Annotated in this window: 13 protein-coding genes and 1 pseudogene; 10 read left to right on the forward strand and 4 right to left on the reverse strand. The window is 59.5% G+C overall.

Features of this window, described 5'->3' with window-relative positions:
• The first annotated feature begins 227 nt into the window (after nt 1–227).
• The 9 genes and pseudogenes from WHX55_RS20285 (at nt 228) to WHX55_RS20325 (ending at nt 8424) form a co-directional block, all read left to right on the forward strand.
• Nucleotides 228–1523, forward strand: coding sequence for a sialidase family protein (locus WHX55_RS20285; RefSeq protein WP_150726009.1), 1296 nt, complete (start codon nt 228–230; stop codon nt 1521–1523).
• Nucleotides 1520–2137 (forward strand): hypothetical protein, encoded by a 618-nt coding sequence (locus tag WHX55_RS20290; protein ID WP_150759382.1) that lies wholly within the window; start codon nt 1520–1522, stop codon nt 2135–2137. Before WHX55_RS20285 ends, WHX55_RS20290 begins: the two co-directional genes overlap by 4 nt.
• A 32-nt stretch (nt 2138–2169) precedes the next feature.
• On the forward strand, nt 2170–4206 hold the full coding sequence (locus tag WHX55_RS20295; RefSeq protein WP_353741167.1) for a sulfatase-like hydrolase/transferase: 2037 nt from the start codon (nt 2170–2172) through the stop codon (nt 4204–4206).
• Between the two features lie 246 nt (nt 4207–4452).
• A complete protein-coding gene (locus WHX55_RS20300) occupies nt 4453–4587 on the forward strand; it encodes a hypothetical protein (protein ID WP_257605575.1) in 135 nt (44 codons plus the stop codon).
• Between the two features lie 374 nt (nt 4588–4961).
• Nucleotides 4962–5111: pseudogene (locus WHX55_RS20305) on the forward strand (methyl-accepting chemotaxis protein); the annotation flags it as partial.
• Nucleotides 5112–5452: 341 nt separating this feature from the next.
• A complete protein-coding gene (locus WHX55_RS20310) occupies nt 5453–6646 on the forward strand; it encodes a Fic family protein (RefSeq protein ID WP_353741168.1) in 1194 nt (397 codons plus the stop codon).
• Nucleotides 6647–6773: 127 nt separating this feature from the next.
• Complete coding sequence (locus WHX55_RS20315; protein WP_150726005.1) at nt 6774–7178, forward strand: antitoxin Xre-like helix-turn-helix domain-containing protein; 405 nt, start codon at nt 6774–6776, stop codon at nt 7176–7178.
• On the forward strand, nt 7172–7864 hold the full coding sequence (locus tag WHX55_RS20320) for an RES family NAD+ phosphorylase (RefSeq protein ID WP_353741169.1): 693 nt from the start codon (nt 7172–7174) through the stop codon (nt 7862–7864). The genes WHX55_RS20315 and WHX55_RS20320 overlap by 7 nt, the downstream gene beginning before the upstream one ends.
• 236 nt (nt 7865–8100) lie before the next feature.
• Nucleotides 8101–8424, forward strand: a complete 324-nt coding sequence (locus tag WHX55_RS20325) for a hypothetical protein (RefSeq protein ID WP_150759378.1) — start codon at nt 8101–8103, stop codon at nt 8422–8424.
• Nucleotides 8425–8493: 69 nt separating this feature from the next.
• Here WHX55_RS20325 and WHX55_RS20330 read toward each other — a convergent pair whose 3' ends face one another.
• The 4 genes from WHX55_RS20330 to WHX55_RS20345 all read right to left on the reverse strand — a co-directional run bounded on the left by WHX55_RS20330 (nt 8494) and on the right by WHX55_RS20345 (nt 12487).
• Nucleotides 8494–10086, reverse strand: coding sequence for a DHA2 family efflux MFS transporter permease subunit (locus tag WHX55_RS20330; protein ID WP_353741170.1), 1593 nt, complete (start codon nt 10084–10086; stop codon nt 8494–8496).
• On the reverse strand, nt 10083–11180 hold the full coding sequence (locus WHX55_RS20335) for an HlyD family secretion protein (RefSeq protein WP_353741171.1): 1098 nt from the start codon (nt 11178–11180) through the stop codon (nt 10083–10085). Before WHX55_RS20335 ends, WHX55_RS20330 begins: the two co-directional genes overlap by 4 nt.
• Before the next feature lie 96 nt (nt 11181–11276).
• Nucleotides 11277–11690 (reverse strand): cupin domain-containing protein, encoded by a 414-nt coding sequence (locus WHX55_RS20340; RefSeq protein ID WP_150726000.1) that lies wholly within the window; start codon nt 11688–11690, stop codon nt 11277–11279.
• 44 nt (nt 11691–11734) lie between these two features.
• Entirely contained in the window at nt 11735–12487 is a 753-nt protein-coding gene (locus tag WHX55_RS20345) for an SDR family oxidoreductase (protein ID WP_150725999.1), read from the reverse strand.
• Nucleotides 12488–12746: 259 nt separating this feature from the next.
• On the opposite strand from WHX55_RS20345, the gene WHX55_RS20350 reads away from it, so the two are divergent.
• Nucleotides 12747–14336 carry a winged helix-turn-helix domain-containing tetratricopeptide repeat protein gene (locus WHX55_RS20350; protein ID WP_353741172.1) on the forward strand — a complete coding sequence of 530 codons (1590 nt, stop codon included), beginning with the start codon at nt 12747–12749 and terminating at the stop codon, nt 14334–14336.
• Nucleotides 14337–14351: the final 15 nt, after the last annotated feature.

Here is a 14351-nt window from a genome sequence, read left to right on the forward strand (position 1 = left end):
CGCCTGTCACACCACCGACGATTTACTATCGCCTCAACTGTCTGGATCGACACTATCAATATACGCCTGGATTCGATCAATTCCCCACTTCACCGGGTCGACTTTTTCAACAGCGGCGACACCGTAAACACATTTACTTACAAATACCTCATTTGCAAAAAACCGGTCTTGCAACTATAGGTGATAAGTTATGGCCCTCGATCGGGCCAAGAGATGCCTAGCCTCAAATGCGCATCAAACTACCTAGTATTCCTGCCCTCGGTGTTTATCTCGCACTGTCTTGCCTCTTTGTGACCGCTTGGTTACTCAATCCTGCCCACACGCATTCGTCCTTTGCGATGAATCCAGTGAAGGCTGTGACCGACCAAGTGGCCAGGCCCATTTATACCAGCCGTTTCGCCTCGTCCGGGCTGGTGGACTTCGTGCACTCCTCGGCCGTAACAGCCTTGCCTGACGGTAGCTTGATGACAGCCTGGTTTGCTGGCTCTCGCGAAGGCGCAGCCGATGTGCAGGTGCGTTCCGCCCGCTTCGACGCGAAAACCGGCGAATGGGGTGCTGAACAGGTATTGGCGACTCGGAGTTCGACCCAACAGGGCACCCAAAGATACATTCGCAAGCTGGGCAATCCGGTAATTGCACTGGCGCCGGATAAACGCCTGTGGTTGTTCTACGTATCCGTGTCCATGGGCGGCTGGGCCGGCAGTGCAGTCAACGTGATGGTTTCCGACGACCTCGGTGAACATTGGTCCGCTCCGCGCCAACTGATCACGTCCCCCTTTCTGAACATCAGCACCCTGGTCCGGTCCGCCCCCGTGTTTCATGCCGACGGCTCCATCGGTTTACCGGTCTATCACGAATTTCTGGGCAAGTTTGCCGAATACCTCTACTTGAGCGCAGACGGTGATGTGATCGACAAATACCGCATCAGCCACGGCAAGAACTCATTGCAACCCACAGTGGTACCGCTGGATGGGCAGCGCGGCATCGCCTTGTTGCGATATGCCGGCAACACCCACCACCGTGTTCTGGCGACCCGCACTGAAGATGCCGGACAAACCTGGAGTGAACCTTATCCGCTCGAGCCATCGAACCCCAATTCCTCGCTGGCGGCCGTCGCAACCCCCGAGCACGGGTTGCTGGTAGCGCTCAATGACCTGCAAGAGGGGCGCTTCAAGCTGAGCCTCTATGGTACCGACGAAAAAATGGACGATTGGCGCTCGTTGCGTGACCTGGACAAATCACCAGACCCGGAAGGAGAGCCGTTTTCACCCCTGGCCTACAAGAAAATCATAGGCAAGGAGTTCCGCGGTTCCAGTGGAGCGCTCCGCCAGCCGCTGGAGGCGCAATTCCTGAACAATCTCGACACGCGTGTCTGTAACCCCCGAGGCTGCGAGTTTGAATATGAATATCCATATTTCATCCGCAGCCCGGACGGCATGTATCACCTGGTTTATTCCTGGAACAACACTTTCATCAAGCACGTTGCTTTCAACGATGCGTGGCTGTCCGAGCGACTCAAATGATTAACCTTTGGCAAGCCCATATCAGCTTCGCGATGATCATCTTCCTCGTGCTGCCGTCTTTCGGTTTGAACAGGAACTGGCGTATCGCTCTGCTTGCCGCCTTGCTGGCCGCCGGCTTCATACCGCTGGACGGGTTGTCGTTGGCCACGTATTTGCGCAGCCACATCGATGACCTTGCGATCACGTCACTGGTGTTCATGGCATGGGGCTGTTTACGTCGGCTGGGCTTCCTGCCGCCTGCGCGGCAAGGTAAAACCTGCATTTTGATCATGTTCGCCCTGTTGGCCCTGGTGCTGTACCCGGCAACCCTTGGTCTGAGTGATCTGGATCCTTATCGGCTTGGATACAGCCCGCGCCCGATGTTGATTTTCTTCGCACTGCTCACACTGGGCCTGTTTTACCTGCGCAACAGCCTGGCCGTCGTGATGCTGGCCAGCGCGACCCTGGCCTTCATCACCGGGATAAAACCTTCGCAAAACTATTGGGATTACCTGATTGATCCGCTACTGGGTCTGTTTTGCTGCGCGGCACTTCTGATGCTTTTCACACGCTGGACGTATGGTTACCTGAACAAACGATTCAGCTCAGTGCGTTACGTATCCAGATCCGCTTGAGTTTCAACGACATATTTAACAGGGGAACTTGGATGGGTTGGCTGCAATCGAGACGTTTGCACTATTGGCTAGGCGCGACAGCGATTCTGTTTGCGTTGTTTGCCCTGCTACGGGTGATGTTCTTTTTCGGCTATTCCGGTTTCGACGCTAATGCCCTGACCAACGACGAGGCCGTACGGGAAACCCTTGGCATCGGTTTCCGTTTCGATTTGCGCCTGGCCATCCTGGTGATGCTGCCGCTGGCCTTGCTGGCCTGGATTCCTCGCTGGAACCTCACCACAAGCCGCTTGCTGCGCTGGATCGCACGCCTGTATATCTTCGCGTCCCTGGGTGCCCTGCTGCTGATCTACATCATCGATTTCGGGCATTACGCTTACTTGGGCGTGAGGATCAACGCCACGGTATTGCGCTTCATCGAGGATGCACAGATATCCCGTGACATGGTCTGGCAGACCTACCCGGTCATCTGGATTTCTCTGGGTTGGCTGGCAACGGTAGCGTTGACGACACTGGCCCTGGTGCGCCTGGAACGCGTGACGCTGGACCGCCCTCGCAAACCGATTCACCCGCTCTCCGCCACATGGGGCGGTGCGTTGATGGTCATTGCGGTATTGCTGGGCATCCTGGGCCGTGTCGAGAACATGAACCTGGAAAACCCGGTGCCATTGCGCTGGAGCGATGCCTTCTTCTCGGGCAATAACCAGACTGCCGCACTGGGGCTCAACCCGGTGTTATTCCTCTATGACACGCTCAAGGTCGGCCAGTCGCGCTATGACGAAGCGCAGGTGCGCGAGCACTATTCAGTCATGGCCAACTACCTGGGCGTTGACCAGCCCGATCCGCAAACTCTCAATTTTGTTCGCCACCAGGCACCACAACCCTACAAAGTACCGGGATCACGACCGCCGAACGTGATGTTCGTCATGCTTGAATCCCTGGGCACCAGTGCCGTCGGGGCTTACGGCAACCCGATCAATCCGACCCCCAATATCGATCGCCTGGCCACGCAGAGCTGGTTCTTCGAGCACTTCTATGTGCCGGTGACGGGCACCGCAAAAACCGTATGGGCCAGCATTAGCGGGGTCCCTGACGTGACGCGTCAGGAGACTGCGACGCGTAACCCGCTGATCACCCGGCAGAACTCCCTGGTCAATGCCTTCACCGGCTACGAGAAGATCTACACCATCGGCGGCAACTCCGGCTGGGCCAATATGAATGCCTTGATTCGGCAAAGCATCGACGGCGTTCGCTTGTACGAAGAGCGGGACTGGAAATCCCCGGTGGTGGATGTCTGGGGCATTTCCGATCTGGACCTGTTCAAGGAAACCGACCAGCTCCTGCAGGCGCTGCCCAAGGACAAACCGTTCTTTGCGTATGTACAAACTGCCGGCAACCATCGTCCCTTCACCATTCCCAAGACCAATGATGGATTCGAGGTCAAGCACCCTACCCTCGAGGAAGTCCAGGCCGCAGGATCGCGCAGTGTCGAGCAATACAACGCCGTGCGCCTGCTGGACTTCAACATCGGCCGCTTGATGGAAATCGCCAAGGCTGGCGGCTACTACGACAACACCATTTTTGTGCTGTTTGGCGACCATAACACCCGTATCGCCCAGATCCCTTTCCTGGCCCCGGCCTATGAGCAACTGGGCCTGGAAAGCAATGCGGTGCCGATGATCATCCACGCCCCGGGCTTGCTCGGGACACGCAAGGTCCAGGAGGCGGTTGGCCTGGTGGACTTGCTGCCAACCGTGGCGGGCATGGCCGGTCTTGAGTTCCGCAACAGCGGTATGGGTCGTGATATCCAGCAGCCGGCGCCCGAGGGTGAACGCGTGGTACCGCTGGTATTGCGTGAGGGAACGTTCCCGCTGATTGCCGGCGTGACTCAACATTACATGGTGCAAATGGAGCACGACGGCAGCTCGCCAACGCTCCACGACCTTGCCTCGAAGACGCCCCTGGACAACGTGGCCGAGCAAAACCCTGAAGAGTTCAAACGCCTGATGCAGTTGACCCGCGCCATGCATGAAACCTCAAGGTTGATGCTGTATCAGAACGTGCGAGAGTAACTGCCGGCGCCAGCGAGCCCGCGTCTATGGTGCAGATAGACGCGGCCCGGTACACCATCCCCTTTTCCCCGCCAACGTATTTTGAAGGCAAGAGCACTTGTTTACTCAGTTGCAGCCGTTGATTTGACCCTGATCGGCATCGCTCACAACGCACTCCCCAAGTGCCAAACGAAGCAGCCCACAGTCAATTAGCTAAACTTCATCAGTAAAGCACTTCGCGAAACCCTGAAATTCAGGAGGCGAGCAATGAGCAAACAACCTCAACCCCAAAGCCGCTCCAACCCCCAGCCCAGATCCCGTCCGGTCGTGCCAAACCTGCCCGGCAAAACCGGCAAGAAGTCCGGTGACTTGCGCGGCAACTATCCGCCGAAGAAGTCGTAATGACCCCGGGGGTACGACAGGCTTTGCAATGGAGTCTGTCGTACCCCCCCCGCCAATTCAGCATTACTCGCCTCTATATCGGACATTGTTTTCCACAAGCGACGTCGTACCTGCCAAGATTGATGGCTAATGGCTACACTCTCCACGATTTCTCCATTACACCTCAACCATGCCGGCAACAGATTTGCCTCAATGGCTTAAGCGATAAAAATCCTGTGGCGAGGGCGTTTGCTCCCTCGCCACAGGGTCGGTGTCAGGCTTTTCTTCCGGTATCAGTCCTAGCCCGGTTTTTTCCCGGTTCGAATACATGGAGTAAGCGTACATGCCCTTCCCCCCCTCGTTCCCTCGACCATTACCGCAAAGCCGACCGCATCATGCCGGGCCTGATCTGGCTGATGTTCGTCTTCGCAATGGGCCTGGCGTTCTGGTACGACACGTTCAAGCAGGCGCTGCTGGTGGGCGGTGATATCAGTGTGTTGTTGACACTGTTGTATCGCGCCATCGGCGGGTCGCGGTGGATGCGTTGGGGCGGATGTTTCATCAGTAATGCAGCCGTGGGTGCGGCGTTTATTCCCAATGGGAAAACGGCGGGTAACCCGCAGGCCAGGCAAGTTGCAGACGCTACTTGAGGGCGCCGCAGCGAAGCAATTGACCACGAGCGCCTCATAGGCGCTCGATTTGTATTCGCTGGCGATTGGCTCTTCAGAGTCCTGGTTTTTTTTCAAATAAAATTGTGAAATAAAATGTGAAGGTAGCTCAGTTAAAAATCCCCACAAACACACATAAAACCCAACAAAATAAGGCTTGTTAAACGATTATCTATGTGAAATAAAATGTGAAGACAATTCTGACGATACGAACTGCCATGTCCTTAATCACATCGAAATCCTGGCTAGACCCGGTTCTCCCGGAGTCGTTGCCCCCATCGATCATTGATCTTGCAGATGCGTTGCCCAGAAAGACCCAGTTTTTAGCCGGGCGACTATCGCCTGAAACCGCCACACGACTCGGCCGTCTCCTGCAAATCACCAATACGTACTACTCGAACCTGATCGAAGGGCAATACACTGAGCCTGCCGATATGCAGAAAGCACAAACGGCGCCGGTCAAAGATCGTAAACAGCTCAAAAGCCTGGCGGTTGAACAGATGGCGGTACAAGCCTTGTTTGAGCGGACGTTGCGCCAGCGGGGCCCCTTTACCTGGGGCGACATGTTCTCACCCGAGTTCGTGAGCGCTGCGCATTACCGGCTTTTTCGCGGAGCCAGTGACGCAGAACGTACGTTGTCAGATGGCTCAATAATGCAGCCCGGCATACTTCGGTCGGTCACGGGTCAACACGTGATCGTCGGCAATCATGATGCGCCGGACGCTTCAGCTGTCGAGGCGATGCTGCGACACCTTCAGTCAGGGTTTGGCCGGCAGACGGACCCTCGCCGCCAGCTGATTTCTTCGCTTGCCTACCACCATAGGCTCGCCTGGGTTCACCCCTTTACCGACGGGAATGGTCGGGTTGCACGGTTGATCACCCATTTGCAGTTGGTACATCTGGGGCTGGAGCCAACCCTCTGGTCACTGTCACGTGGCCTTGCACGACGGCATCAGGATTACTACAGCGCCCTGACCATGGCCGACCGCGCACGAGAAGGTGATTTGGACGGACGGGGTCAACTGTCCCAGCGACGTTATTTCGAATTCATTGAGTTCATGCTGCAGGTTTGTCACGACCAGGTCGACTACATGATTGCCGCGGTGGACCCATCCCGACTGCGTGAGCGCGTAATACGCGCGTTTCGCTACAACGAGAGACTTCTACAGCAAGGTATCCGTCCGGAAAGTGCATCTGCGATCATCGCGTTAATCACCCAAGGCAGCTTGCCACGCAATGAAATCAAGACGTTCACCGGCCTGACGCCGCGCCCGGCAATCGACGAGTTATCCAGGCTTGTAAAAGTCGGCCTGGTAGAAAGCCGAACGCCAAAATCCAGAGTCGTGACCCCCGGCCTGCCCGCCTGGTTTGCCCAGGATGTTTTTCCAGACCTGCATCGACGGTTTCAGTAGCACATAGCCTCAGCAAGATCGCTGCCCTATTGCATTGGCACGCCAGGCCCACCCGTCGCACCAACATTGCTCTATAGACTCAATAAATCTACATTTGAATCTATAGATGCAAACCAAGGACACGAACATGGCCGTCCCCGCCCAAGCCCAATCCTTCAGCAAAAACCAATGCGTCACCGGTCTGCGCGCCGCCGTGAGCATTCTGGAAAAGTGGAAAGCCACCAGCGAGCAGGCCTGTCGCATCCTGCGTATTTCCCGCAGCACCTATACCCGCGCCCGTCAGCGTGACCCGGATTGGGCGGTGGCGCTGGATGCGGATCAGATGCAGCGCATCAGCTTCGTGCTGAACATTCACGCGACGTTGCGGCTGGTGTTCGACAACCCGGACAACGTGTACGGCTTTGCCTCGATGGCTAATGACAACGAGTTTTTCAACGGGCGTTCGCCGCTGGAGATCATGGCCCAGGGCGACATGATTTCGCTGTATGAAACCTTCCGCCGCATCGACATGCTGCGGGGTGCGCAATGGTGATGGCGAGTGAGCTGGCGGTGTTTGCCGGTCAGTCGTTGCAGGCTTATCGCTTGGTCAATTCGAAGTTTCCGCCCATTGCGTTGTTTGATGATGTGGCGGATGCGGATGAATTCGAGGTGTTGTTCGAGATTCAGGCACTGACCAATCCGCGGCTGAAGAATGAGGTGGGTCAGCTTGAGTTGATTGCGCGCAGCGAGATTCCGTTCGGTATTGCGGGTTGCTCCTACGCCATTGCGCCGTTTACCCACGTCAACCCGGCGGGGTCGCGTTTCAGTGACGGGCGTTTTGGGGTGTTGTACCTGGCGGATTCGATGGAAGCGGCGCTGGCCGAGGTGCGGCATCACCAGGCGCTGTATTGGTCGAGGGTGCCGAGCCTGAACTATGAGCGCTTTGTGTTTCGTGGGTTGGCTTGTGCTTTTGGCGATGGAGGGATGATGGATGCCGCGGCCCTGCCGATGAGCGATCCGGTGTATGCGCCGGACGACTACAGCCATTCCCGTGTGCTGGGGCGCGCGGTGCGCGATGCCGGTTGTCCTGGGTTGCGTTATCACTCGGTGCGGATGCCGGGCAGTCATTGCTGGGCGTTGATGACGCCGAGGCCGGTTTCGTCGATTGTGCAGACGGCGCATTACGAGATGGTCTGGAATGGGCAGATCACCAGTGTCAGTCAGATCAGTGAGGCTTGAGCCCCGTTGTCAGGCACATGAAAACCTGTGGGAGCGAGCTTGCTCGCGATAGCTGTGTGTCAATCGACACATATGTTGAATGTGAAACTGCCATCGCGAGCAAGCTCGCTCCCACAGGGATATGCGATCCATTGACTGCATCGATAGTCACCATCATTTCAATGAAGTTCTCTTAAAAAATCCCCGGCGTAACATCTGCTCCATACCAACCCATAAGCACCCCGGAGCACAGCATCATGAAACGCCAGACCCTCCTCAGCATCGCTTTCTCGGTTTTCGCAGTTAACGCTTTCGCCGCAAACTCTGCTCAACCTGTGGTCGCTGAAGGCGGCTCGGATCGTCTGATTGAAAGCCGTGTGGCCGAGGGTGGTTCCGATCGCCTGATCGAGAATCGTGTGGCCGAAGGTGGTTCGGATCGCCTGCTGGAAAACCGCGTCGCCGAAGGCGGCTCCGACAAGCTGCTGCAGAACCGCGTCGCTGAAGGCGGTTCCGACACACTGCTGCAAAACCGCGTCGCTGAAGGTGGCTCGGACCGTCTGATCGAAAGCCGCGCTGTCTGAATGCAATGCTTGACCGCAGGACTCAACGAAAAGCCCGGCCTCAACAGCCGGGCTTTTTCGTGCGGGTCATCAATGTGTCCGTTGTTCATGCACTTTCGCGGATCGCGAGAGGCCAATCTTGATGCCAACCAGGATGGGCGCGGCAAAGACGAACAGCAGGGCCACGGCGAAGAACGCCGTATCGAAGGCTATCACCGTGGCCTGACCTGACACCGCCTTGCCCAGCAGGCTCGTGGCCGCCCGGCCAGCGGCCAACTGATCCATGCCCTTCCCCGCCAGCATCGCGGTTGTGGTCATCAGCCGTTCGATGAGCGCGTGTCCCCCCGGGGTGACGTTGGCGCCGAGGACCACGACATTGCTGACAACCTGATGGTCGATCAAGGTCTGTAGCCCCGCGACGCCCATCAAGCCACCCAGTTGCCGCCCCGTATTGAACAGGCCGATGCCGCTGGCCAGGTTGCGGCTGTTGAGGTGGCTAAAGGCGATCAGCGTGATCGACAGAAACAGGAAGCCAAGGCCCAGGCCGCGCAACAGGATGGCCGCCATCATGTCGTCGCTGCCGCTTTCACTGGTGGAGCCGGACAGCATCCACATCGCCGCCATGATCAGCAGGATGCCAAAGGGCACGGTCGCCACCGGCGGCACGCGGCGCACGGTGAACAGATAGGCGGCGATGAGCAGCGAACCGGCAAAAAAACCGCCACTGGGCAACAGGAGCAGACCGGCATCGGTCGGTGTGAATGCCAGTACCGACAGGGCAAACGCCGGAATCAGGTACGCACTGCCGAACAGCGCGGCACCGGCGACGAAGCTGACGCAAAAGGCAAAGGTGAAATCGCTTGTTTTGAACAGGCTGAAATCGAGCAGCCCCCGGCCGTTGGCCAAAACCTGTTGGCCGAGAAAGGCCAGCAGCGCGGCGCCGCCGATCACCGTCATCACTAGAATGCGCGGCTCCTCGAACCAGTCCCAGCGGCTGCCCTGGCTGAGCACATAGGTGAAACACAACAGCGCGGCACCGATCAGTGCACAGCCGAGCCAGTCAAACGGACGTTGCCGGACCTTGGCGGGCATGGGGTGGTCGGCGATGAGCAAGAGACCTGTCGCCGCCAGGGCCAGCGGCACCACGCTGAAGAAAATCCAGGTCCAGGACTGGCTGTCGATCAACCACCCTTGAAGGGCTGGTGCGAGGGTACCGGGCGCGACCACGGAGCCCATGGCGAACAGAGCTTGCAGGATCGGCTGAACGGCGCGTGGATAGCTGCGAAAAATGATTGCCTGGCCCGCCACCAGTAAAGTGCCGCCGGCGAAGCCTTGCAGGATGCGCAGTGCGATCAGCAGCTCCAGCCGGGCGGTAACGGCAGCCATGCAGCACGCCAGGCCCATGACCAGGATGGCGCCGATGAGCACGTTGCGCGCAGAAAACCGCTGCATCAACCAAGGGGCGGTCATAAACCCGATCAGCTTGAGCGCGATGTAGCCGACGTCCAGCCAGGCGAACTCGTCAGGCGTGGCATAGGTGTCGCCGATGATGTCGCCGCGGCCGAGGGCGAGCACGGTGCTGGCGATCGCTTCCGTCAACGTCGCCAGCACGATGCCCACCATGAGCAGGACGCCGGTCCTGGTTCTGATGCTGCTCGGCGTGGCGCTGGCAAGGGTGTTCATGAGCCGGCCCCTTGCGCAACTTCCACCCGCGCGGACAGGCCCGGCACGATGCGCCCCGGCAGCGGATTGTGGGCCAGGCGGATCTTCACCGGCACGCGCTGCACGACACGCACAAAGCTCCCGGTGGCATTGTCGGGCGGCAGCAGGCTGAACGCCGAGCCACTGCCCGGGGCAAAGCTGTCGACCACGCCTTCCAGTGCCGCATCGGGGTAGCCATCGACCGTGACGCGCACGGGCTGACCGGGGCGAATATATTCGAGCTGGGTTTCCTTGAAGTTCGCCACCACCCACACATCGTTGACCGGCACGATATCGAGCAGGGAGACGCCCGGCGTGACGAAGCGGCCGAGGCGAACCTGACGGTTACCGACCACGCCATCCACAGGTGCGTGCACCACGGTGTGATCGAGATCGATCCGGGCGAGATCCCGCGCGGCCTGTGCTTGCGTCACGGCGGCCACTGCAGCCTCGCGCTCGGCCACAAACACCGCGATGCGTTGCTGTTGCGCCTCGACCGTTGCCGAAGCGGCCGAAACCGAGGCCACGGCTCTGGATTGCGCCGTGCCGGTTTCATCGACCTGGGCCTGGCTCACCGCATTGCTGACGATCAGTTTACGGCTGCGGTCGTGGGTCTTGGCAGCCAGGCTCATGTCGGCGGTGGCCGAGCGCCTTTGTGCTTCGGCCTGCCTGATCAGCGCATGCTGAAGCCGGATCTGCGCATCGACATGGGTCAGGCGCGCCTGGGCGGCGCTGACATTGGCCTCGGCTTGCGCAAGTTTGGCGCGATAGTCGCGGTCATCGATACGAAACAGCACATCACCGGCACGCACGGTCTGGTTGTCCCGGGCCTCGACCGCCGTGACATAGCCGGCCACCTTGGCGGCGAGCGAGGTGACATCCCCGCGGACATAGGCGTTGTCGGTCGAGGTCACGCCACTTGAAAACGCCATGGCTCCCCAAACCGCCATGACCATCAAGGCCGCGATGCACAGCAACAGGCCGATGGTCTTGCGCTTGCTTCGCCGCACCACGACCACAGGCGTTCCGCCGCTTGCGCTGGTGGCAATGGCGGCCTTGTCCAGGAGCGAGTTCATTTTTTCATTTCCTGTTCAGTGCCAAGAACTGACTCAGCCACTGGGCGACAGGGTCTGCCGCCCGGCTGTCGAGCCTTCATGAGCGCGTTGCCCGGCTCACTTCTTGAGAGGTGTTACGAGTACCTTTTCGTCGGTGTCGAGGACGAACACCGCCAACAGGCGTGCAGGTTGAGTGTCGCTGGCGTTGGCGCTGACCAGGTGCACGGAACCCGGCTCCTCTACGAAGTTTTCACCGACGTTGTAGATCTTTTCCGGTTCGCCTTTGACCTCGATGCGAAACGAGCCCTCCAGCACCGTTGCATAGATGAAGGCCGTTTTTGGATGGGTGTGGGCCGGCGACGCGGCACCCGGCCCATACTCGACGACCACGCCCCTCATGCTCTTGCCAGGGATGTTGGGGATGGGACGGTCGAACACCACCGTCACCTTGCCGTGGGGCGGCTCGGCGGCCGATGCGGCGCTGATCGAGAGCGCGGCGAAGACAGCGGCCATTAGCAATCGGGTAACCATGGGATTTCTCCTGGATTGGTAGGGAAATGTGAAGGTGCGATCCGTTACTGCGCCGTCGACCGGGCCAGCCAGTCGTCGAAGCGGATCGCCCCCAGGCGTGCGTTCTTGCCGGTGACCAGCGATTGATCGTTGAGCACGGCGCCGAAGTAGCGCGCATGCACGTCCGGCACGACCTTGCGGTTGTCCTGGGTCGCTCTCAGATAACGCCTGGCCAGTTCGTCGATCGGCATGGTTTCCGGGCCGCCGACTTCAACGGTGCCATTGAGCGGTGCAGCCAGTACGACATCGGCCAACGCCGCCACCACGTCGTCGGACGCTATCGGCTGGATCAGCGCCGGCGAAGCATGAATTTCCTCGCCGACGGCGAACGACTGGACAATGCCACCAGCAAACTCGGAGAACTGCGTGGCACGCACAATGGTGTAGGGAACGCTGGATGCCTTGATAAGGGCCTCCTGCGCGACCTTGGCCCGGAAATAGCCGGTATCGGGAAGCCGTTCGCTGCCGACAATCGACAGGGCAACATGATGACGAACCCCGGCGGCGGCTTCGGCGGCCAGCAGGTTACGGCTCGAGGTTTCAAAGAAATCGAGAACGGCCTGGTCCTCCCACGACGGCGCGTTCGCCACGTCGACCACCACATCAGCACCATCCATCGCTTCGGCCAGGCCTTCGCGGGTGATGCTGTTCACGCCCGAGCTGGGGCTGGCGGCGAGCGCGTCATGGCCGCGCTCGCGCAGGGTATTCACAAGTTTCGATCCAATGAGGCCGGAACCTCCGATGACGACGATCTTCATGACTTTTCTCCACTTGTCGACTGCAACCATTGCGTCGGTGTAGAGAGATTGCCTGCGTGCACCAGGCAAGTCCTTGCGCCGGGCTTGGGTTTGCCTTGGCGTGTGCTTGGATTTATGTCCAAAGCCGATGGTGTTCGTCCAGCCGCCCTTGCCGCAGACGGTGCAGCGGGTGTCGAGCTGCCGTATCATCTGCCTCAGTTACCAACCGCCAGCCGCCTGGGACACGGAGTTGAGGGCGCTTCGCCAGGGGATGCTCACCTTGCCATTCACGTTTGAAGACTACGTACTCGATCAGGAGCGCCGGGAGCTGACCCTGCGCGGGCAGGTCGTGGCCGTCGGACCGCAGGTCTTCGACCTGTTGCTGTTGTTCGTCAACAATCCCGATCGCGTCGTCGGCAAGGACGAATTGCTCAAGGCGGTGTGGGGCGACCGGATCGTTTCGGAATCGACGATCACCAGCCACATCAATGCGGTACGCAAGGCCATCGGTGATACCGGTGAGGAGCAGCGTCTGGTGCGCACCGTCGCCCGCAAGGGCTACCGTTTCGTTGGCCAGATCAACGGCGCCATGACCGGGGAAGCGCGACAGCCTGATATCAATGAACGCGCGAGCGCTGCCCCGAAACCAACCCCCTCCTCTACGCTCGTCCTGCCGGACAAACCCTCGATCACCGTCCTGCCGTTCCAGAACCTGAGCGGCGATCCGGAGCAGGAGTATTTCGCTGACGGCGTCGTGGAGGACATCATCGCCGCCCTGTCGCGTATTCGCTGGCTGTTCGTCATCGCGCGCAATTCCAGTTTTACCTACAAGGGCCGGATAGTGGACGCCCAAGGCGTCGGCCAGGAGCTGGGCGTTCGCTACGTGCTCGAAGGCAGCGTGCGCAAGTGCGGGAACAGGCTGCGCATTACCGGGCAACTGATCGATGCGACGAGCGGGACGCACATCTGGGCGGAGCGCTTCGAAGGCCTGCTCGACGACATCTTCGAGCTGCAGGACCAAATCACCGAAAGCGTCGTCGGTGCCATCGCACCGCAACTGGAACGGGCAGAAATCGAACGCGCCAAACGCAAGCCAACGGAAAGCCTGGACGCCTACGACTACTACCTGCGGGCCATGGCAAAACTGCACAGCGGCAGCCGGGAAGCCATCGAGCAGGCGCTGCCGATGTTCTACCAGGCCATCGAACTCGATGCCGAATTTGCTTCGGCCTATGGCATGGCCGCCTGGTGCCACTTCTGGCGCAAGCTCAATGGCTGGATGACCGATCGACCAGCAGAAATCGCCGAGGGCATACGGCTGGCGCGTCTGGCGGTGTCCCTCGGCCGCGACGATGCCGTCGCGTTGACCCGGGGCGGACATGCGCTTGCTCATCTCGCCGGCGAAGTCGACGCCGGCATTGCACTGCTCGACAGGGCGCGCCTGCTCAATCCCAACCTCGCCCCCGCCTGGTTCCTGGGCGGTATCCTGCGGGCGCTGCACGGCGAAACAGACGCCGCCATCGAGAATTTGAACCATGCCGTTCGCTTGAGTCCGCTGGATCCGGAAATGTTCAGGATGCAGGTCGGGATGGCGCTCGCGCATTTCTTCGCCGGGCACTTCGATGCCGCTGCGGACTGGGCGGAAAAGGCGCTGGGCAACTTGCCCAGTCTGCTGGTCGCAGCGGCATTGGTGGCGGCCAGTCATGCGCTCGGCGGTCGAATGGAAAAAGCCAATCTGGCGATGCAGCGCCTGCAAAAGCTGGACCCCTCCTTGCGTCTGTGCACCCTCAAGGACTGGTTGCCCATTCAACGGCCTGAGGACTTCGCCCGTTTCGTCGATGGACTGCGGCGGGCGGGGTTGCCGGAGTAAAGGCGACCCACCTTA

This window comes from Pseudomonas fluorescens, assembly GCF_040448305.1.
Taxonomy (GTDB): Bacteria; Pseudomonadota; Gammaproteobacteria; order Pseudomonadales; family Pseudomonadaceae; genus Aquipseudomonas; species Aquipseudomonas fluorescens_BH.